This is a genomic window from Paenibacillus sp. J22FR21 (genome assembly GCF_056269135.1).
Window position 1 is genome coordinate 128,650 of the sequence record NZ_JBWDNJ010000004.1, and the last position, 19,780, is coordinate 148,429.

Genomic DNA, 19,780 nt, shown 5'->3' on the forward strand with positions numbered 1-19,780 from the left:
CCTTATTAGCGCCGCGGTCGCTTCATTAAACATACAGGGGAACCCCATAAAACAATAGACTGATATCCAAAATTTATATATACTATTATACAGCCATGCCTTTTTTCGACTTACAAACTCAACGAATAACGACTCCATCAAATAGAGAAACCCGCCGTTTTTGAACACGGCGGGTTTTTTTTAGTTTTGTTTCACTTTGAAGCTCTAAGCATGTTGTCCACAGACTTGCTGAGCTGGCTGAAAATAAAATTCGGCGCGATCCGGCTCATGAGCTTCAACGCATTACTTTGCCCGGGCCGAATTTCGAGTTTATTCTGCTCCATCCCACGAATCGCAGTCCCAACCAATTGGGATACGCTCATCGCTTTGGCACCTGCCATATCTGCCGAATCGAATGAATCTAACAGCGGAGTCTCGGTTAGCGGAGGCGCCAGTTCAAATACCTTTACTCCCGTATTCTTGAGCTGCACCCTCAGCGATTGGGTATAGGAATGGAGTCCTGCTTTCGCCGCACAATACACGGGTGAGATCGGCAGCGGCACAAAGGCCAGTCCGGAGGAGACATTCATGATCGCGGCTGACTCTTGCGATTTGAGATGGGACAGGAATTGTTTCACCATCTGGATGGGTCCGCTTAAATTCGTTGCGATCTCGCGATTGAGATCTTCCAAATCAACCTCCGGATCATGCAGATTAATTCTGCGCATCAATCCTGCATTATTGATAAGAACGTTGAGTTTAGGGAATTGCTTCACCACTTTATCAAACAAAGCTGCAATCGCTTGTGAATCCCCCGCATCGCTTTGCATCGTATGTACGGTCGGAAGCTTCTTCTTCGCCTCATCCAACCTCGCTTGATCCCTTCCCGTTATGATGACGGTATTCCCTAACTTAAGCAGCTGGGCTGCGAATTCGAAGCCTATACCCGAGGTGCCTCCTGTAATCAGAATTGTGTTCCCGCTCATTTTCATACCGTTCATCCTATCCTCTCATCATCATTTTGGCAGAAGTATCCTGCATTATGTATTCGCGGTATTGTTGATCATTCCCTTGTCTGTCTGGTTTTCAATAAAAGTGTCCGATTCTTGAAAAATAATTGAACAAAGTATGAACAAAAGGTGAAGATTGTGTTATAATTAGACATAATTAAATTCGAGCAGATCATTCTCTACGAGGAAGTGAATATTACGATGGCTAATGTAGCAGTTAAACAGCAGACAGAGCGGGACGGGAAATCATTGTTTTTCGTAATGAAGATCGCTGCATGGACAGCGCTTTGTGTTGGGCTGATTCTGTGTTTGTTCAATATTAATGACTTTAGCGACAGCAATGCTACATTAATGTCCGGTGTGGGCTTCATGGTAGGCAGCGTATTTATCTATATGATCGGCACGGCGATGAGCCTGGTGCACAAACGCAGCTCCGAATCTCTATCGGAGTAACGTATGAAGAATAACATCTAGTTGCCGAATGGAAGTATCGTTCAGCAACCCCAAATAAGAGGACTGTTTCCAGATAACTGGGGGCAGTCCTCTTATTTTTTGTCCAATTAAGTCAAACCGTTGAACAGATTATTACAGAAATAAGTCGTTATCTTGACGCCTTTGTTAACAGCACACACACGGCGCGCAGAACGTGATACTATCTTTTTGCAAAGGTAGTGAATGAAATCACAAACTTATTCGCTAATGAGAATCTCGGTGAGCTTAAAGGTAAGTTAGGAGATGAGAGAAATGAAAATTGCAAAGATCATACGGAGGTTTGCAGGGCTCGCTACCATGGCGGGCATCGCTGTTATGACCTCGGGCTGTCAATCGATCGCCGTTTTTGATCCTAAAGGCCCGATCGGAGCCCAGCAGCGTGACTTGATTTACTTCACCATGCTGATATGCCTGATCGTAATGGTGCCTGTGCTGCTGCTGGCGGCATGGATCGTATGGCGCTACCGCGACAAGAAGGATAACAAAGCCGCTTATCATCCGAAGTGGGAACACAGCACCAAGCTGGAGACCATTTGGTGGGGCATTCCGATTGTTGTTATTATCGTGCTCGGCATCGTAACGGCTCGCTACACCTACGACTTGGATCCGGCTAAGCCGCTCCAATCCGAGGTAAAGCCGATTACCATACAAGTAACATCGCTGGACTGGAAATGGTTGTTCCAATATCCGGAGCAAGGCATTGCGACAGTTAATTATTTGGTCATTCCGGAAGACACACCGATCAAGTTCGAGCTCACATCTGACGGTCCGATGAACTCCTTCTGGGTCCCTCAGCTCGGCGGGATGATTTACACCATGTCCGGTATGTCGACGACGCTGCACTTACAGGCAGACGAACTAGGTGAATTTATGGGAAGCGGCGCTAATTTCTCAGGACGTGAATTTGCCAAAATGTCCTTTACCGTTAAATCCGTATCGCAGGATGAATTCGATAAATGGGAAAAACAAGCCGCAGCAAGCGGCGATGCGCTGACAGAGGAAGGTTATCAGAAGCTCGCGAAGCCCGGAACATCCGGTCAGGTCACGTATGCCTCGATTCCCGAAGGCCTCTTCCACCGGATCGTACACGATTATTCGATGAATCGCGGCGCACCGGCAGGCATAGGTCAGAAAGCGACAACGTTAAGTGATGAGCATGCACTGGGCACTGACGAGGAACCGTCAACCGAGGAGCAGCCATCAAAGGACGATACGAAGTCTTCTACCAACGAGACTCCGCAAGATAACCATTCCGGCCACGACATGTCTGGCATGGACATGACCAAATAATGAAAGGAGGCAGTACCATGTTTGAAAAAATCAAATCATTCGTTTCATGGTTCTTCGTTACCGGCGACCCGCTGATTTATGGAGCGGATATCGCAATTACATTAACTGCGCTTTCGATTATATTCGTATTAACGTATTTCAAGAAGTGGACCTGGCTCTGGCGCGAGTGGCTGACTACTGTCGATCATAAAAAAGTAGGTATTATGTATATCATCGCTTCATTGCTCATGCTGTTCCGCGGCGGCGTCGATGCCTTAATGATGCGGACCCAGCTTGCTTTTCCGGAGATGAAATTTCTAACGCCGGAACATTATAACGAGGTGTTCACGACGCACGGCGTTATTATGGTTCTCTTCATGGCGATGCCGCTCATGTTCGGCTTATTCAACATCGCAGTCCCCTTACAGTTAGGTGCTCGCGACGTCGCATTTCCATTCTTGAATTCACTCAGCTTCTGGTTGTTCTTCATGGGCGCCATGCTGTTCAATATGTCTTTTGTGATCGGCGGCTCTCCAAATGCAGGATGGCTGTCCTATCCTCCTCTATCGGAGATGACCGGCAGTCCCGGCGTAGGTCAGGATTTCTACATCTGGGGCATTCAGATTTCCGGTATCGGTTCATTGATGACGGGGATCAACTTCATCGTCACGATTGTCAAAATGCGCGCTCCGGGCATGACTTGGTCGAAACTGCCGATCTTCACTTGGTCCGTGCTTTCAAGCTGCATCACGATCATTCTTGCATTCCCTGTATTGACTGTAACGCTTGCTCTTCTGTTCTTGGACCGCTATTTAGGCGCTCATTTCTTCACGATGGACGGCGGCGGAAACGCCATGATGTACATTAACTTAATCTGGATGTGGGGCCATCCGGAGGTGTATATCGTCATCCTGCCTGCATTCGGGATCTTCTCCGAAATTGTAGCCACGTTCTCGAAGAAACGGTTATTCGGTTACGCTTCAATGGTATTTGCCATGATGAGCATCAGTCTCATGTCGTTCTTCACCTGGCTCCATCACTTCTTCACGATGGGCTCGGGAGCGAACGTAAATATCTTCTTTGCCATAACCACCATGATCATCGCGATCCCAACAGGTGTCAAAATCTTCAATTGGCTGTTTACGATGTTCCGCGGCCGAATTAAATTCAGTACGCCAATGCTGTGGACGATCGCGTTTATCCCTTGCTTCGTTGCAGGCGGGATGACGGGGGTCATGCTTTCGGTAGCTCCGGCAGATTTCCAATTTCATAACAGCTACTTCCTGATCGCTCACTTCCACCAAGTCTTTATCGGCGGAGTTGCATTCGGATACTTCGCAGGTCTGTACTACTGGTGGCCTAAGATGTTCGGCTTCAAGCTGAATGAGAAAATCGGGAAATGGGCGTTCTGGATTTGGAACATCGGTTTCTATGTCTGCTTCATGCCGCAGTACTTCCTGGGACTTGACGGTATGACTCGCCGAGTCAACACTTACACCTGGGACAGCGGCTGGTGGCCGCTCAACTTCACGTCGACAATCGGCGGTTTCTTAATGGGCTTAGGCTTCCTGTTCCAAGTATGGCAAATCGCACACAGCATTAAGTTCATGGAGAAGGATACAACCGGTGATCCGTGGAACGCACGTACGCTGGAGTGGTCGATTCCTTCACCGGCACCGCTGTATAACTTTGCAATTGCACCTACGGTTTCGGATAGAGACGAATGGTGGGAAGAGAAAGAGCGCATCGCCGCTGGTCACGCACCGAAGGAAACACCGCCGCTTGCGCCGATTCATATGCCGCGCAATTCGGCAATCCCATTCATTCAATCGATCTTCTGGTTTATGATCGGGTTCGGTCTAGTTTTCCACTGGCTCTGGATCGCTATCCCAGGCTTCGCCGGTGTCGCGATAACCATGTTTGCGCACTCGTTTAATTACAAGACGGATTACTACATCCCTGTGGATGAAATCAAACGCACGGAAGCTGCGGCAAGGGGGACTGTGTAATGTCGAATCACGCTAACCATCCGCATTCGCAGGCTCTTGCCCACGAGGCAGGTCATGATGGACATCATGATCTGGAGGAGCTTCGCAAATTCGGTTTCTGGATTTTCCTCATTACCGACTGTATTCTGTTCTCTGTCTTATTCGCTACCTATCTAGTCCTGCACCATAGCACTGCAGGCGGCCCGGATGCGAAAGAGATTTTCGAGATGCCCGGCGTTATCGTCGAGACCTTCATTCTGTTAACGAGCAGCTTCACCAGCGGTCTCGCGGTTCTGGCTATGAATGTAGGCAACCGTAAAGGCTTGATCGGCTGGCTGGTTGTTACTGTTCTGCTCGGCGCCTGCTTTATCGGGCTTGAAGTGAGCGAGTTTGTGAAGCTTGTTCATGAGGGTCATACCATTAGCACCAGCGCGTTTCTATCCGCTTTCTTCACGCTCGTCGGCACGCACGGGCTGCATGTAACGGTAGGTATCTTCTGGATTACAGGCATCATTATTCAGCTTACACGTCACGGTATTACACCGGTCACTAAGCGTAAAGTGACGATTACAAGCCTGTACTGGCATTTTCTCGACGTGGTATGGATCTTCGTATTCACAATCGTCTACTTGATGGGGGTGATGTAAGATGGCGCAGCACGGCAATGAGTTGCATGGCGAACATGGCGGCCATACAGGAGGCGGCCACGGCTCGCTGAAAGAATATGTCACAGGCTTCGTTCTTTCCATTATTCTGACGATCATTTCACTGTTAATTGTAATGAACCACTGGATGCATGGAAAAGCGCTGGTCGCCGTCCTAATCGGCACAGCGGTATTGCAATTTGTCCTCCAGCTTCTCTTCTTCATGCATCTGCGTGATGAAAATGGACCTCGATATAATCTGATGACGCTCCTTCTCGGCTTAGTCGTCGTCATTACGATCGTCATCGGCTCCATCTGGATCATGAAGAACAATGGGATGTAGTAGTTCGACCGAGAAAGTCTCGGGCAGCATGAGCAGCTTTCCCGGATTGGAAAGAAACCCAACGTTTATAACGTTGGGTTTCTTTATTTTCGTTTTGTCTAGGGCCATCTTCTTCATGCTCTCCGCAGAACTAAAAATAACGGTTGTCAGCGTGGCTATTTAGGCCATTTAACCACTCTCGCAACCGTTACAGGTTAGAAGAGTTTCTCGAAGCTCCAACCGCGATAGTTCCCATATTTTTTCCGTACATGAGAGCCGCCACGGTCACATTAACGCTCCGCGTGCCGCCATCCCACACGACTGGCAAGCCGAAAGCGGCCGTTACCGCGCGAATCGGCACGTAGGCTCTTCCATTATGGATGATTGGTTGCATGTCGCCAGCAGCCTGCTGCTTCCCGTCGATCCACAGCTGCGGATTGCCGCCTGAGATTTCGCTCACCGCCGCCTGCTTCGTACGAATGAGAACACTTTTAGTTGACGCGTCCCATACGACGTTCTCTTTCGACAATGAGGCAATTGCGCGTACAGGCACTAGTGCATGACCACCGGCTAGCAGCGGAGTAAGCGACGGATCGGCAGCAGGAACACCGTTGACGGAGATAAAGATGTTATTCGCAGGAAGCAGCTTTATCCCGGAATTCGATCCTCCTGTAATTGAGCCCATTCCAACTGCAGCTTCAACCGTAAGTTCACCTGCTCCCGGGAGAAGCGGCTGCAAAGAGCCATCGAAAGCCTCACCGTAAGCCGGCATCGTAAACGTAACGTCGTAGCGACCAAACTTATGCGCTCCCGAATAGATCAACAAAGACGATTTGGACGGAAAGTGAATGCCTTTAGCAGACAGAACCGAGCTGCGGTTATTAAGCGTAGTCGTCCAGAAAATTTGGATCTCGAACGATTCAAACGCAACGTTGTTGCCCGTGACATGCAGCGGTTCTCCGAAGTGCACCGATTGGGGTACACCACCGGAATAATCCGGTAACACTTCCAGGCGCATGAAATCAGCATACGCCTTGGCATTATTCAGAACCAGCCGCTCTTTCCCTTGATCGACGGCCAATTTTCCATGTCCAACTTCATAAACAGTCATGTAGCCGCCGTCCGTAAATTGGATATCCATCTGATTCCGGAAATTACGTCCGCCTTCAGGTGCCGGAATCGCTTCGGCTTTCCCCTTAGTCGCTAGTTGCTGCAAAATGCTGCAAACCACGGATATGGACTTCTGATCCTCTTTGCGTGCTCCGAACAATGGAATATAGCTGTTATCTCCTAAGCTCGGATAAATTTGCTTTATTGTTTGCGGCTTACAATCAGCAGCCTTCGCTGTCAAGCTGTTGCTGTCCGGTTTCTCCGCTTGCACGCTTGCCTCTGCCTGAACTACGGCGTCTCCGGCCACTAGCACAGGAAGCGCCAACAACGCAAACAGCGCAGCGCCAAGCATAGCGGCACGCCATCCGGCAAACAGCCTAACCGTTCTCCTCTGCTGCGTCTTATTTCGTATGATTTGCTCGAACTGTTTCATATTCGGCCTCCCGCTTCCTAACGCACAATGATTTCTATCCTCCTATGACGAGTGCAATGGAGAAAAGTTGCGTGCTAACGAATCGCAGAGACCTTACGATTCGTTAGCAGCATCCGCACACAAAAAAAGCTGACCCCGCAAGGTCAGCTTCCTTAAAACACAAATTCACTCCACGATCCCCGTTCGCTCAATCCCCTCGACAAAATAGCGCTGTGCTAAGGCGTACAACAGCAGAGGCGGCAGGATGACGAGAAACGCCGCTGCCATCATCTGCGTCTCAATGAGATCAAACGGCACCAACGCATTCCCGGCAATCGTCTGCAGGTTCGTCGGCATCTGCGCCATCTGATTGCCCATCATGATGAAGCTGACATCCTTCAAGTACATCGATGGCTCAAACGTGTCGTTCCAATGCCACACGAAGGAGAACAATCCGACTACGAGCAAGGCAGGACGCGAGAGCGGCAGCATGATTCGGTAGAAGGTCCGAAATGCACCTGAACCGTCCATACGTGCACTCTCTTCCAATTCCTTCGGAAACGTAGCGAAGAACTGCCGGAAGATCATGATGAACAGCGCGCCTTTCAGTCCTTGCCCGAACAAAGCCGGGATCAAGAATGGCAGAGGCGTGTTCAGCCAGCCGAGCTTCGCGTACAGAACATAGATCGGGATAAACATCGTCTGGATCGGGATGAGGAATGTGAGCAGGACGATGCCAAACCAGAAGTTCTTGAACGGAATGTACAATCTGGCAAAAGCATACCCCGTCAGCGCGCAGGACACGGTCTGGAACAGCGCCGCCAATATAGCAATTAGAGCAGTTTGCCACAGCGCCTGCACATATTTGAGCCCTCGCATAGCAACCTCATAATTATCCCAGTCCAGCACACGCGGGAAGAAGTTCACCGTAGGGTCAAGCAGATCCGATTGCGTCTTAAGCGAGGTCGATATCATGTAGAACACGGGCTGCAAATAAATGACCGCGACGCTCGTTAAGATGATATACAGCAAACTCTTGAATACGACCCCATCGGTCAATTGTCTCCCGAGGATAAAGACGCGCAGCCTCTCCAGCTTGTGCTCGCGCTTCAAGTAACGGAACCCTCGTCCCGCCAATGGCGCGAACAGGTCCGAGAGCCGGCCTTGCAGCTTCTCCAGTCCGGCTGTAGTGCCCTTCGGATTCGGCATCTTCGTCGTCACCTTCTTCCTTTATTCTGAAGTTTCGCAGCGAGCAGCACCAAGATAATCGGAATCAAGATAATGGCGCTATACAACCAGCCTAGCGCACTGGCATACCCGAAGCCGGTTTCCGGGTCCGCCATATTCGTCGAGATAAACTTCAGAATCGGATTAAACGGACTCGCCGTCTGATCCACCAGCGTATAGACCAAATTGAGAAACACGAACGGCACCGTGGAGGGAAAGGTGATTTTCCAGAACGATTCCCATGGTGTAACACCATCAATGCGGGCTGCTTCATAGACCGAAGCCGGAATCGTCTGAAACGCCGCCAGGAACAAAATAATTTGAATACCCGAAAACCATAAAATAATAACGAACTTCCCAATCAGCTCGACCAGCACCTCCGCAATATTAACCGGCAGCACCTCGTACAGCATATCCGCGATATGATATTGATCCGCGAATGGGAGCTTCGCCTGTCCTTGATCGAACAGCGCCGTGAGCACCTGACCAGTTGCGAAGATGACCGGCAGGAAGAACAACGTCCGAAAGAACATGCGTCCTCGAAACCGCTGATTGAGCATAATCGCGATCAATAGCGCGAAGATAACCGTAATGGGAACGGTCAGAAACATTTCTCGCACGAACAGAAACATATCAACGGGAAACTCATTGTCGTAAATAAAAGCATATTTGAAGTTATCCCAGCCGATAAAATCGTACTGCAGCCCGCTTCCGTCCGTTGCCACGCTTACTTTCGTAAAGCTCATATACAGAGAATTCCCCAGCGGATAAAGCATGAAGACCGCGGTGCCGATCAGCCAAGGCAGCAGAAACAAATACCCTTCCAGCGCCAGCTTCAGCTTCCGAATTCGGTTATGGCGGGCATGCTCCTTGCGATGGAGCGATTCAACCGGTAATACGGCTTCTCTTGAGACGTTACCGTTCACTTGCCCACCTCCCCTCTAACTACCGCATAATTGTTCGCTTTGACCGCTACCCCATCCGTCGACGAATAGGCTTTATCGTTGTAGTTCACGATGACCCGCGTCCCATTCTCATACGATGTCTCGAACACGCCATCCGCCAGCTTGACATGACTGTCCATATAAGAATTCCAAACGCCTCCGCCGGTTGCTGCAAAAGCTTTATATTCCGAGATAATCTGCGATTTCACCAGCTGATATTGCCCGCTCACATAACCGGAATAAGTCGTGCGGCTGAGATCGCGAATATCGCCGGAGGTAACAACGTAATAAGGCAGCGCCCCATATTCCAGCTCGCGCAGAAACTCCGTTCCAGGGTCCGTTCGCAGCGTGCCTGAACCGGACGTATACGCTACGAGTCCGTGCAGCGCCATCGGATAGAAAGGCACACGCTCATCGATCGCCAGATCGTAGTTGTAATCGAGCGGCAAGTTATAGAACATATCCGCGTGGCCAATCGAGAATGCATACGGGTTCGAGGTACCAGCCCAGCCCAGCTTGCTTCGCAGCAGATCCAGCGTTTGATTCGTAAGCGCCGCCGTCTCCGAACGGTTCGAGGTATGTCCGGGCGTGTAGTCGCTGAACAAACCGTCTCCGTATTCATCCATTAATGCGACGCCGCCAACGGATAGCGCTTGCCAATCCTTGATCATGCCGGGCAAATAGTCCTCAAACACCTTCCAAGGATTAATCGTGTAATAATAAAGCGCTTGATTATAGAAATCGCCGTTCTGATAAAATTTAACGACTTTCCCCGAAATCTGGCGCACGCCATCCTTCTTCGGCGAGAAGCCGCTGCCAAAGGAATCGATGCCGATCTTCAGATCGTCATTAAGCACGAGCGGAATGCCCTTCTCCTTCAGATGTTTCTGCAAGGCGAGGAAGCCGGATTTGCCTCCCAGCTTGCCGCCGATCGGGAACCGATCCGGAATGGAGCCGGCAAAGCCGCCTTTCTGCCATCCCCGCAGATTCACCCGTAGGCTGTGAATGCCTTCCGCATACAAGTCATCGACAATCTCCTGTACTTCGTCGAACGTACTGACGACAACGACACTTGCCCCAAGCGGCGTCGGCTGTTCGCTTGCCGCCATTATGAAATCCAGCGTAAGCGGTGGATCGCCGGCGGCGTTGCCGGCGGTCAGTTCATGCGTTTCTGCTAAGTAAGTACGGTACCGCTTCGCCATCCCTACGTAATCGGATGCATCCTTCTCCAAGAACAGATAACGCATCGTAAACGAGGACACATTGAGCGCTTTCTCGTATACGCTGTTAACGTTATTGGGATCGAGCCCTTTTTGCAGAAAATAATTGTTGCGGTACTTGAACTTGGCATAGACGTTGTTGAAGCTTGTTTTGAGCTGGGAAGGCATCGCGACAATGTTGGCAGCAGCTTCCCCTTGCTCGATGACGGAGATAAACCCTTGATCACCGCGCTTCATTCCGAATACCGGATAGTTGATGCTCTCCCTGAAATAGGAATTGTCCACCGATGGAATCGACCAATCGCGGCCATAGACCGGGTAATCATACGGTAAGGTCAGTGCCGCCCTCTTCTTGCCGAACGTGATGAGACCGCCCGGTCCATCCGGCACGAACAAATAGCCCTGCCCATCATCAAGCGCCGCACCGAAGAACGGAAGTACAGATAAGCTGACCACCTGAAACTGCGCTCCTTCGGTGATTCCTTCCTGCGGCAAATGAACGACCAAGCCATCCTGCTCCATGACATATTCGAGATAGACCGAGATTCCGAGCGTCTTCATCTCATAACGAACGCCGACTCCGTTCTGAATCGGCTTCCACGTGATAGCAGCCTCGGTATCAATCGTATTGGCGGTTTCCTCTGCTTTCGTATCCAGATTATAGTAATTGACCAGCATCGGCGAAGCCGCATTCTTCTTCCATTGCCCTTTAGTCGGATCCAGCTCCTGCTCTTCCTTAGAAGGATTACTGAGCCACATATCGCCTGTCGCAGTCTTCACGGCAATTTGACCTGAAACCGGATCGAGCCACAGGCTGCCTGCTTGCTGCTCGCTCATTCGGTACCATGTCGCTCCGCCATAGCTCATCTGCTCCGTTGTCGGTGCTTGACCTGACATCGACAGCTTCGTCATATAAGCGGCTGCATCTGCCACGGAATAGTTGGAGATCGATGTGACCGCAGGCGCCTCGTGCCGATACATCCAGAGCAGTGCAAGCGCGATGACAGCCAGCACGATAAGACGATTTCTTAGCTTGCGAACCCAAGGTTTCTTAAGCCACACGTTCCATCAGCTCCTCTCCCAGGGTTAGGAAGAAGTCAACCGACTGGTACACAAGACCGAACAGCACGAAGCCGAATATCCATAAACAGGCCATCGTGAAGAGCGAGACCGTCGCCATCTTTATCGCTTCCTTCAGGTTGTAGTTATGCACGCACATGGTGCCGATAAAGAGCAGAATGAACATCCACGCATACATGCCATTGACGATTAAGTTGTAAATAACCGATTCCTGAAGCGTCAGCACGCGGGAGATGAGCTGAACCGGAAGCGTGATGACCACGATCGGCATTAAAGCAAAGCTGTTGACGATAAACACGTTCCGGAACGTCCCCTGCCCTTTCAAGACAGAGCCTGTTAAGTAACTCCCAATGACCCAGATGAACCAGGGAAGGATAAAGTTCTGCACTTCCGTCCATAGATTCAGTTCCTGAAACCGCGTTTCGACGAAAATAAAATTGGCGATCGCTTTCCCAATCAGCGTGAAGCCGAAGCTTAAGATGACGATAATAAACGCTACCGTGAGCTTAATCTTCATCCCTTCACCGATTTCCGTCATGCCATTCACGGGATGACGCAGAATACGGAACGCTTGCAGGACGGACTCGCGCCAGCCTGACAATGTCGACCGGTCCACACGGGCTGTTTTCTTCCGCTTAGGTGTATACCAACCAAGCTTCACGGCCAATCGTTTGCCGCCAAATACGACAATGAGCAGCCCCACCAGAATACTCATGCAGAGTGCAAAATACTTCATCAGCCAATTCATGCGCACTTGCCAGAACGCTTCCGAATAGCCCTTCTGATCAAATGCCTTGGAGAAATAGTTCATCGCGCCTTTATAGTCGTTGTCATAGAAGTCTGCCTTCGCAATGCCCTGGTAAGACCGCTCGTAATTGGCGTTACGTAACAGGATCTCCCGCCACAGCGGCTCTCCCTTCTGATACTGACCATCCGCGAATAACGTAACCGCCTCATGCACCTTCGTGCCGAATTCCGTCCGTTTGAACACCTGAATATCGCCAAGCTCTCCATCCGCGACGAGAATGTTGCCATTGGACTGCAGTCCGACGGCAGTCGCTCGCTTGAACAACCCAAGCCTTGCTTCGCCTGTTGACGCATTGCCGAACCGGAAGATCAACCTGCCCTTGGAATCATATTGGAAGATCCGTCCGCGAGCCGCCTCAAGCACCGTAATAATTCCGTTCGCATCCACAGCCACGCTTGTAAAAGACAGTTTGTTCGGAGGCACGAGCCAAGGCGCAAAATTCAAGTTGCCTAACAAATCGACGCCGCCGGAATTGAGCTGCCGCAGCTGACCTTCCTTCATGTCGCGGTTAACCGTATAAATAAATCCGTTCGCGTCCACCGTCATATCGGTAATCGCACCCGGCAGCAGCAGCTGTTCACTCTTCAGCTGTTCGTCGGTATAGAACTTGCGCTTCAACGTTTGGATCCAGTCCATCGGTACTTTGTTCGAGCCGAAGAAGCCCGCAAACTGACCGGTCGGCGTTAATTGCAGCAGCCCTTGATAGCCGCCTTTATTGGCCACATAGATATACCCCCGCCGATCAAGCACCAGCTTTGCCGGTATGAAGGAATACGACTTGGACATCGCCGGGTCTTTCGGCTCGACGTATTCACGCAGAAACTTCGCATTGCGATCGAATACCGCAATTCGCCGGCTTCCCGTATCGGCAATATACACTTCGCCTTCCTTGCTGATAAACACACCTTCCGGCTTGCGAAGCTGCTCCTTGGGATTCGTTACTTTCCCATCCTCCGACTTCGATACATCCGGAAATGTCCGCACCTGCTCACCTGTAGGCGACAGCTCCACAATGCGATCATTGCCTGTGTCTGCTACGAAGATCGCATCATCCTCGGCAATAAACAGATCCTCCGGGTCTTTAAAGCCGGTCCAAGCCTGAACCGGAACAAAGGCGTCAGGCGTCCAAATCCACCGACCGTTAGCATCGCTCGAAAGTGTCCAGTAAGGAAGCGCGGCATTTGCCACCGATGGAAGCACAAGAAGGAAGAGACAGAATCCAAGAAGTAAGGCGTACATGGAACGTTTCCCGGGTTTCACACTCTGGTCCCCCTTTCTCTATTTGATGCCCGAATGTGCCATCGTCGCCATAACACGGCGCTGCGAGAGCATGAAGAATACAATGTTGGGTACGAAAATAATCAAGCTTGCCGCAGCCGCAATCCCCTGCCCGACCACGTTGTTCGCCGCGCCGTTCGTCAGCGTCGTAACGTAGTAAGGGAGCGTCTTCATCGATTCGATCGTCACGAACAAATTCGACGTTTCCGTCTGTGCCCACGAAGCCTGAAACGCCAAGATCGCTACTGTTGCGGTAGCAGGCAGACACATCGGCATAATAATGCGCACGAAGATCGTATATTCCCGGCCCCCGTCAATCTTCGTTGCTTCGATCAGCTCATTGGGAACCTGGTCAACGAACTGCTTCAGCAAGAATACCCCTACGGGCATAGCGACCAGCGGTAAAATATGAGCCAAGTACGTGTTCATAATGCCGATATGCGTAATGACCAAGTAGCGCGGAATCCCGACCGATTCAGGTGCGAACATGAGCGATACGATGATTAGTGCATTAAGCGCTTTGCTGCCCGGAAAGGTGATTTTGGAGAAAGCGTAGGCCGCCATCGTACTGATGAGCACAATCCCCGCTACCGTTGCGCCGGTAGTCAGAATGCTGTTGAACAAGTATCGGGTGAACGGAACGACAGCCGTGACAGACTGCTGAAACAACTGCTGATAGTTGAATAAGGTCGGATTGACGACATAAAATTTCGGCGGGTAGGCGAACAGCTCCCCGATCGGTTTGAACGCTTGGCTGAATACGAACACCACAGGCAGCAGCATGAACAAGCCGAGCAACGTAAGGAAGATCGTTGTAATCGTCTGGAACAGATCCCACTTGAAGGTACGGCGAATGAAGCGGCGAATCGAATGCGTGTTCATCGTTCATCCTCCTTCGTTCCGAAGAGCAGGAAGGAAAACTTCGAAGAGCCGTAAATCAGCAGCAGCAAGATCACGGACAATGCCGACGCATAACCGAACTCGTACCTGACAAAAGCAAAATCGTCAATATGATTCGTCATGAGATGCCCCGAATAGCTTGGTGTAATTAACTGTCCGGTTGCCGTAGCGAGCAGCGTGCCTATTGCTCCCGCCTTCAAGGTGCCGACGACAGCCATGACAGCGCCGAAGAGCATTTGCGGCCGAATTGCCGGAATCGTAATGTAGATGATCTCCTGCAGCCTGTTGGAGATCCCATCGATTTTGCCCGCTTCATACATCTCTTGATTGACCGTCTGCAGACCTGCCAGCATGGCCAAGAATCCAACGCCCATGCTCGCCCATAACGATATGGCAATCATGATCGGCATGAAGTACGCCGGCTTCTGCAGCCAAAGGATCGGAACGTCGGACAAGCCCCAGTTGAGCATCAGCTGGTTCAAGTAACCGACCCGATCCCCGCTGAACACGACGGTCCAGACGACGGTCATCGCAACGCCTTGGAAGATAGAGGGCGTATAGATCGCAAGTGCAAGCAAGTCGCGAGCCGTCTTCGGCAGCTGATTAATGAGCCAAGCGAGCAGGAAACACAGAAGATAGCCGCCGGGACCCACGATTAGCGCAAACTGAATCGTATTCGGTATCGCATATTGGAAGAAGATCCGATCCTGCGTCAGAATCGCTAAGAAATTATGCCAGCCCACAAACTCCGGCCTAGAGAACGCATCAAACGTATAGAAGGAAAGCGCGATCGCGGCCACGATCGGCACGACGATGAAGATGATGAACGTGATCATGAACGGTGCAACGAAGATATAACCGGCAACCGTCTCCCTGCGCAGCCATCGCCTTGTCTTCTTCTCCGGAACCACAAGCGGCGTTGCTTTGGATAACTCCACCTCGTAACTCATGGCTCCTCCCCTTTACCCGGGCTCGGCACATCCGGAATATCGATCGGATGAAGAACCTTCCCTACAGAATCCCGCATGTTGAACTCCACCTGCTTGCGCGCCATTTCCTGGTTAATGGAAATGATCGCTTTATCGAGCTCTTCCCTCGGTACCGCGTTCGCTGCCACGACATTCTGCCAAGCAAATACGAGCTGCCTTGCCGTAAAATAACCGCCCGGCACATTCGGTGCTTCCTTGTACCATTTCCATTGTTCCAGAATGGCTGACAATTGGGAGCGCGGCCAAGGCAGCTTCGCAAAAGCGTTCATGTTCGCGGAATTCCAGCGATATTCCGGTCCATAGATGGCTTCAATATCGTTGCCGAACCGAACCTGCGTCTTCTCCGAAGTCCACCACTGGAGGAACTTCCATGCCAGCTCCTGTTTCTCTGACTTCTCATAGATGATTCCGGCCTGCAGCGGCCCTCCTGCCCAGCGAAGAATGGTGCCGCTCTTCTCGTCCAGGTTGCCCGGGATCGGCGCGATCTGCCATTTGCCCGCGATTTCCGGTGCAGCCACCTGCGTAAGCAAATACGTATTAAAGTCGGTAATCCCGATCGGCATATCCCCTAGACGGAAGTGGTTGAAGAAGCTCGGTACTTCCTTCGGGAGCTGGAATAAGGTGAATAGCTGCGTCCATTGCTTGAACCCTTTAAACGCCTCATCCGTATCGAGCCCCGATACTAACCCGTCCTTACTATAGAGCTCTGCACCGTTCTGATAGAGGAAGGATAAGTAGTCCGCAGGGGTATAGAAGAATTCATGTCCGCTCTGCTGCAAGGTCGGCAGCATCGTATAGACATCCTCCCAGGTTTGCGGCGGCTTCAGCCCCAACTCATCAAGGATGTCGGTTCGGTACATCATGATTTTGAAGTTTTGCGTTTCCGGCAGCGCGTAATTGCCCCCATCATAGTGGAACACGCGCATCGCGCCTGGATTGAACGCTTGGATGGCATCGTTGTAGCCCGGCATCTTGGTCAAGTCAGCTAACGCGCCGCGCATGGCGAAATCACCGACTACGCCACCGTCAACGCCAAGGGCGGCGTCCGGCTGTTCGCCGGCGAGATTGCCCAGAATGAGCATATTCGGGTCAGGCACGATATTTACGTTGACATGAATGCCGGTTACCGGCGTGAACGTTTCATCAGCCAACTGCTGAATAAGCCGCACATAGTTCCGGCCTCTATTCACCCACACATCGATGGCCTTCGGATCATCGCGCGTAAAGTTGTAATCGATGACGAAGGAACGGTAGAAATTGACGGCCGTGTTGCCCAGCTTCTGCCACATATTCGGTGCGACCTGAGGCAGCTCCGCCCCCGGCTGCGACACCCATAAGTAATCCAGCATAAGCGGTTGATCCAGCATCCGAAACGCCCAGCTGCTCAGTTTCTGCTGCGTCGTCGCAAACAGCTGCAGCTCGCTAGGGATTTGCCGGATGCGGCTCTTCATGTTGTTGAATTCATAGGCGGCAGCGCGGAACGAGGATTCCACATCAGATTCCCCAATTGTCAGCCCCGACAAGCGATCGGCCAGTCCCGTCAGATCCGATTCGATCTCCGTCAGACGTTCATCGATATCCGGGATATATTTCTCCAGCTGCCAATCGCGGTTTAGATCGACGTTACCGCCGCTCGTGTAGGAACGCTCGTAATTGCCCGTCACCTTGCGAATCCGCTGCTCCAGCGCTGAGATGCGATTCAGGTTGCGAAGAAGTCCCTCGTAGATGGGCTTCATCGGCGCAGCAGTTGGACTGATGCGCACGGTGTGCTTGCCTTTGCTCAGTTCGAACAGGAACGGCTTGCCTTGTTTATCGGCCAGCGATTTCCCCGCCCAACCCCAAGACTTGCTGTATGCAAATTGCACATCCAGCATTTCCTTGAACGGAGTTTGTCCGTCAATCATGATCGACTCATTCGTATAGGAATTGTTCAGAAACGCCTGTTTGAATTTGAAGCCAAGCTCATACAAGCCTGTCTCCGGCACCTCAATTTCCCACTCTGCCCATTGGCCGGAGATGCGGAACTGCTCGCCGCCCATCGTATTGTAATGGATCAACCCCTCCGGGTCAGGTGAGATGAGCGCATCGCTGACCGATTGCAGCTGGATCGACGTGTTGGACTTGGCACTAATCTGCTCCGCCTCGACCAACTGCACGAACTCCCCGTTCTGTGCCGACGCCTGGTAGTCGCTTGCCACCTCGGCGTACGCGGGAATCTTCAGAGGCGAATCCGCGTAGAGCGACTTCAGCAGCATCGCGCTCTGCTGGTTCACGAGGCGCACCGTATGCACGCCTTTCGTGAAATACCATTTGAGCGGCGTTATATCTGCTGTATAGTCAGCAAGCCGAACATCCTGCTGCTCCTTTATGATCGTCGATTGCGGCAAAATATCATTCCCAAACTCATCTCGCTTGAGCGGATAGCCTTGATACACGAACTTATGCTTCAAGCGGATATTGTCCGCTTCCAGGAAGGGCAGCTCGCCGTCGATATACACGCCGCGGATAATGTCCGTCACCGCGTCATCAGCCGATTCATAGACAACGCCTAGATTGTACAGCCCGTCCTCCGGAATCGTTAGCTGATAATCAACCCAGCTTTCGCCGTCCTTCCAGAGCAGTCCGTTATCCGTCTTCGAGAAATGCGTCTCGTCGGACACCTCCGCATAAGCTGAAGCATCGACTGATATTCGCTCCTTCAGCGCCGCGGCATCGTTGAAGGATTTCCCTCTGGTCGCCTGCCACTCCAAGTAGGTAGGCAGCTTGCCATTAATGTAATCCTTCTCTGTCAAGACCGGCGCGGGACCGGCAGGACCATCTGCCATGGTATATGGCGGAATGCCGCCAAACAGCAGCAAGGAGGATAGGATCGTCAGACAGGCCAATCGTTTCCACAATAAACTGCGAGAGACAATCGGCACGCTCGAGCTCTGACTTGGGCTTAGGCTTGGACTCGGATTTGGGCTCAGCATAACGCTTCCTCCGTCTGTGGATCGAAGAAATGGATCTGCTCCATATCGAATGCGACCGTCACCGCGTCTCCTTCCGCAAAACGTCTGCGCGGTTCCACTCGCACAACAAGCTTGTGATCTTCATTATTCAGATGTAAATAGGCGTCGGAGCCCAGTAATTCTCGGATTTCAATGGCAGCGCTCAAGGATCTGCCTTTATAAGACTCCATATCCGCTCCATCACGCGGGACGGTCATCGTTTCGGCTCTTACGCCCATGATGATTTTTTTGTCCACGTATTGCTCCGCGCGGATTTGCGCCGCCTTCTCTGCCTGAATTTCGAGCGAATACCGTTTCGTATCGAAATACGTCTTCGAATCCCACTTGCGGATATGCCCGTGAATGAAATTCATAGGCGGCGTCCCGATAAAACTGGCAACGAACATATTGGCGGGATGACTGTAGATGTCCTCAGGGGTAGCAACCTGTTGAATGAGGCCTTGCTTCATGACAACGATCCTGGTTCCCATCGTCATCGCTTCGATCTGGTCATGCGTGACATAAATCGTCGTTTTCTTCAGCTGCCTGTGCAGCTTCGTCAATTCTTCCCGCATCTGAACACGGAGCTTCGCATCCAAATTCGACAACGGTTCATCCATCAAGAATACTTCCGGTTCCCGAACCATGGCACGGCCGAGCGCCACGCGTTGTCTCTGACCGCCCGACATTTGTCTGGGCTGTTTATGGAGATGCGCTTCAATTTCCAATACTTTGGCCGCTCTCGCTACCCGCTCCTCAATGACATGATGAGGAAGCTTACGCAGACGCAGACCAAAGGCGATGTTCTCGAAAACCGTCATATGGGGATAAAGCGCGTAATTCTGGAATACCATCGCGATATCGCGATCCTTGGACGACACATAATTGATCATCCGGTCGCCGATGTACATCTCGCCTTCGGTAATTTCCTCAAGGCCCGCAAGCATACGCAGCAGCGTCGACTTTCCGCAGCCGGACGGCCCGACGAGCACCAGAAACTCGCCATCGGCAACCTCCAGATGGAAGTCATCCACCGATTTGCGTCCCTCGCCCGGATACCGTTTGGAGATATGGTTGAATAACACCTGTGCCATGCGCACTAGCCCCCTCTGATCACA

General features: G+C 51.5%; 15 protein-coding genes. 5 read left to right on the plus strand and 10 right to left on the minus strand.

What is annotated here, in order from left to right; genetic code table 11:
- Positions 1-191: 191 nt before the first annotated feature.
- Entirely contained in the window at positions 192-980 is a 789-nt protein-coding gene (locus AC0YNS_RS16030) for an SDR family oxidoreductase (protein ID WP_475781996.1), read from the minus strand.
- A gap of 210 nt (positions 981-1,190) precedes the next feature.
- Between AC0YNS_RS16030 and AC0YNS_RS16035 the strand changes: the two genes are divergently transcribed.
- The 5 genes from AC0YNS_RS16035 (at position 1,191) to cyoD (ending at position 5,725) form a co-directional block, all read left to right on the plus strand.
- Positions 1,191-1,442, plus strand: a complete 252-nt coding sequence (locus tag AC0YNS_RS16035; RefSeq protein WP_475781997.1) for a hypothetical protein — start codon at positions 1,191-1,193, stop codon at positions 1,440-1,442.
- A gap of 291 nt (positions 1,443-1,733) precedes the next feature.
- On the plus strand, positions 1,734-2,771 hold the full coding sequence (gene cyoA / locus AC0YNS_RS16040) for a ubiquinol oxidase subunit II (protein ID WP_475781998.1): 1,038 nt from the start codon (positions 1,734-1,736) through the stop codon (positions 2,769-2,771).
- 17 nt (positions 2,772-2,788) lie between these two features.
- Positions 2,789-4,759 carry a cbb3-type cytochrome c oxidase subunit I gene (locus tag AC0YNS_RS16045; protein ID WP_475781999.1) on the plus strand — a complete coding sequence of 657 codons (1,971 nt, stop codon included), beginning with the start codon at positions 2,789-2,791 and terminating at the stop codon, positions 4,757-4,759.
- On the plus strand, positions 4,759-5,385 hold the full coding sequence (cyoC, locus tag AC0YNS_RS16050; RefSeq protein WP_475782000.1) for a cytochrome o ubiquinol oxidase subunit III: 627 nt from the start codon (positions 4,759-4,761) through the stop codon (positions 5,383-5,385). The genes AC0YNS_RS16045 and cyoC overlap by 1 nt, the downstream gene beginning before the upstream one ends.
- 1 nt (position 5,386) lies before the next feature.
- The gene (gene cyoD / locus AC0YNS_RS16055) at positions 5,387-5,725 is read left to right on the plus strand and encodes a cytochrome o ubiquinol oxidase subunit IV (RefSeq protein ID WP_475782001.1); all 339 of its coding nucleotides are present in this window, start codon (positions 5,387-5,389) and stop codon (positions 5,723-5,725) included.
- Between the two features lie 187 nt (positions 5,726-5,912).
- Here the strand turns inward: cyoD and AC0YNS_RS16060 are convergent, their stop codons facing one another.
- From AC0YNS_RS16060 to AC0YNS_RS16100, 9 genes are all read right to left on the minus strand, one after another.
- Positions 5,913-7,247 carry a copper amine oxidase N-terminal domain-containing protein gene (locus AC0YNS_RS16060; RefSeq protein WP_475782002.1) on the minus strand — a complete coding sequence of 445 codons (1,335 nt, stop codon included), beginning with the start codon at positions 7,245-7,247 and terminating at the stop codon, positions 5,913-5,915.
- Between the two features lie 165 nt (positions 7,248-7,412).
- Entirely contained in the window at positions 7,413-8,435 is a 1,023-nt protein-coding gene (locus tag AC0YNS_RS16065) for a carbohydrate ABC transporter permease (protein ID WP_475782003.1), read from the minus strand.
- Between the two features lie 8 nt (positions 8,436-8,443).
- A complete protein-coding gene (locus AC0YNS_RS16070) occupies positions 8,444-9,379 on the minus strand; it encodes a carbohydrate ABC transporter permease (RefSeq protein ID WP_475782004.1) in 936 nt (311 codons plus the stop codon).
- Entirely contained in the window at positions 9,376-11,679 is a 2,304-nt protein-coding gene (locus AC0YNS_RS16075; protein WP_475782005.1) for a DUF5696 domain-containing protein, read from the minus strand. Before AC0YNS_RS16075 ends, AC0YNS_RS16070 begins: the two co-directional genes overlap by 4 nt.
- Positions 11,669-13,765, minus strand: a complete 2,097-nt coding sequence (locus tag AC0YNS_RS16080; protein ID WP_475782006.1) for a YIP1 family protein — start codon at positions 13,763-13,765, stop codon at positions 11,669-11,671. The genes AC0YNS_RS16075 and AC0YNS_RS16080 overlap by 11 nt, the downstream gene beginning before the upstream one ends.
- Before the next feature lie 18 nt (positions 13,766-13,783).
- Positions 13,784-14,665: a carbohydrate ABC transporter permease gene (locus AC0YNS_RS16085; protein ID WP_475782007.1), complete on the minus strand. Its 882-nt coding sequence runs from the start codon at positions 14,663-14,665 to the stop codon at positions 13,784-13,786.
- Positions 14,662-15,633, minus strand: a complete 972-nt coding sequence (locus tag AC0YNS_RS16090; RefSeq protein WP_475782008.1) for a carbohydrate ABC transporter permease — start codon at positions 15,631-15,633, stop codon at positions 14,662-14,664. Before AC0YNS_RS16090 ends, AC0YNS_RS16085 begins: the two co-directional genes overlap by 4 nt.
- The gene (locus tag AC0YNS_RS16095) at positions 15,630-18,644 is read right to left on the minus strand and encodes an extracellular solute-binding protein (RefSeq protein WP_475782009.1); all 3,015 of its coding nucleotides are present in this window, start codon (positions 18,642-18,644) and stop codon (positions 15,630-15,632) included. The genes AC0YNS_RS16090 and AC0YNS_RS16095 overlap by 4 nt, the downstream gene beginning before the upstream one ends.
- Positions 18,638-19,756 (minus strand): ABC transporter ATP-binding protein, encoded by a 1,119-nt coding sequence (locus AC0YNS_RS16100; protein WP_475782010.1) that lies wholly within the window; start codon positions 19,754-19,756, stop codon positions 18,638-18,640. Before AC0YNS_RS16100 ends, AC0YNS_RS16095 begins: the two co-directional genes overlap by 7 nt.
- Positions 19,757-19,780 lie beyond the last annotated feature (24 nt).

Bases quoted from the DNA above. Each gene is read 5' to 3' on its own strand.
- AC0YNS_RS16030 (WP_475781996.1), bottom strand. From the start codon at position 980: ATGAACGGTATGAAAATGAGCGGGAACACAATTCTGATTACAGGAGGC.
- AC0YNS_RS16035 (WP_475781997.1), top strand. From the start codon at position 1,191: ATGGCTAATGTAGCAGTTAAACAGCAGACAGAGCGGGACGGGAAATCA.
- cyoA (WP_475781998.1), top strand. From the start codon at position 1,734: ATGAAAATTGCAAAGATCATACGGAGGTTTGCAGGGCTCGCTACCATG.
- AC0YNS_RS16045 (WP_475781999.1), top strand. From the start codon at position 2,789: ATGTTTGAAAAAATCAAATCATTCGTTTCATGGTTCTTCGTTACCGGC.
- cyoC (WP_475782000.1), top strand. From the start codon at position 4,759: ATGTCGAATCACGCTAACCATCCGCATTCGCAGGCTCTTGCCCACGAG.
- cyoD (WP_475782001.1), top strand. From the start codon at position 5,387: ATGGCGCAGCACGGCAATGAGTTGCATGGCGAACATGGCGGCCATACA.
- AC0YNS_RS16060 (WP_475782002.1), bottom strand. From the start codon at position 7,247: ATGAAACAGTTCGAGCAAATCATACGAAATAAGACGCAGCAGAGGAGA.
- AC0YNS_RS16065 (WP_475782003.1), bottom strand. From the start codon at position 8,435: ATGCCGAATCCGAAGGGCACTACAGCCGGACTGGAGAAGCTGCAAGGC.
- AC0YNS_RS16085 (WP_475782007.1), bottom strand. From the start codon at position 14,665: ATGAACACGCATTCGATTCGCCGCTTCATTCGCCGTACCTTCAAGTGG.
- AC0YNS_RS16090 (WP_475782008.1), bottom strand. From the start codon at position 15,633: ATGAGTTACGAGGTGGAGTTATCCAAAGCAACGCCGCTTGTGGTTCCG.
- AC0YNS_RS16095 (WP_475782009.1), bottom strand. From the start codon at position 18,644: ATGCTGAGCCCAAATCCGAGTCCAAGCCTAAGCCCAAGTCAGAGCTCG.
- AC0YNS_RS16100 (WP_475782010.1), bottom strand. From the start codon at position 19,756: ATGGCACAGGTGTTATTCAACCATATCTCCAAACGGTATCCGGGCGAG.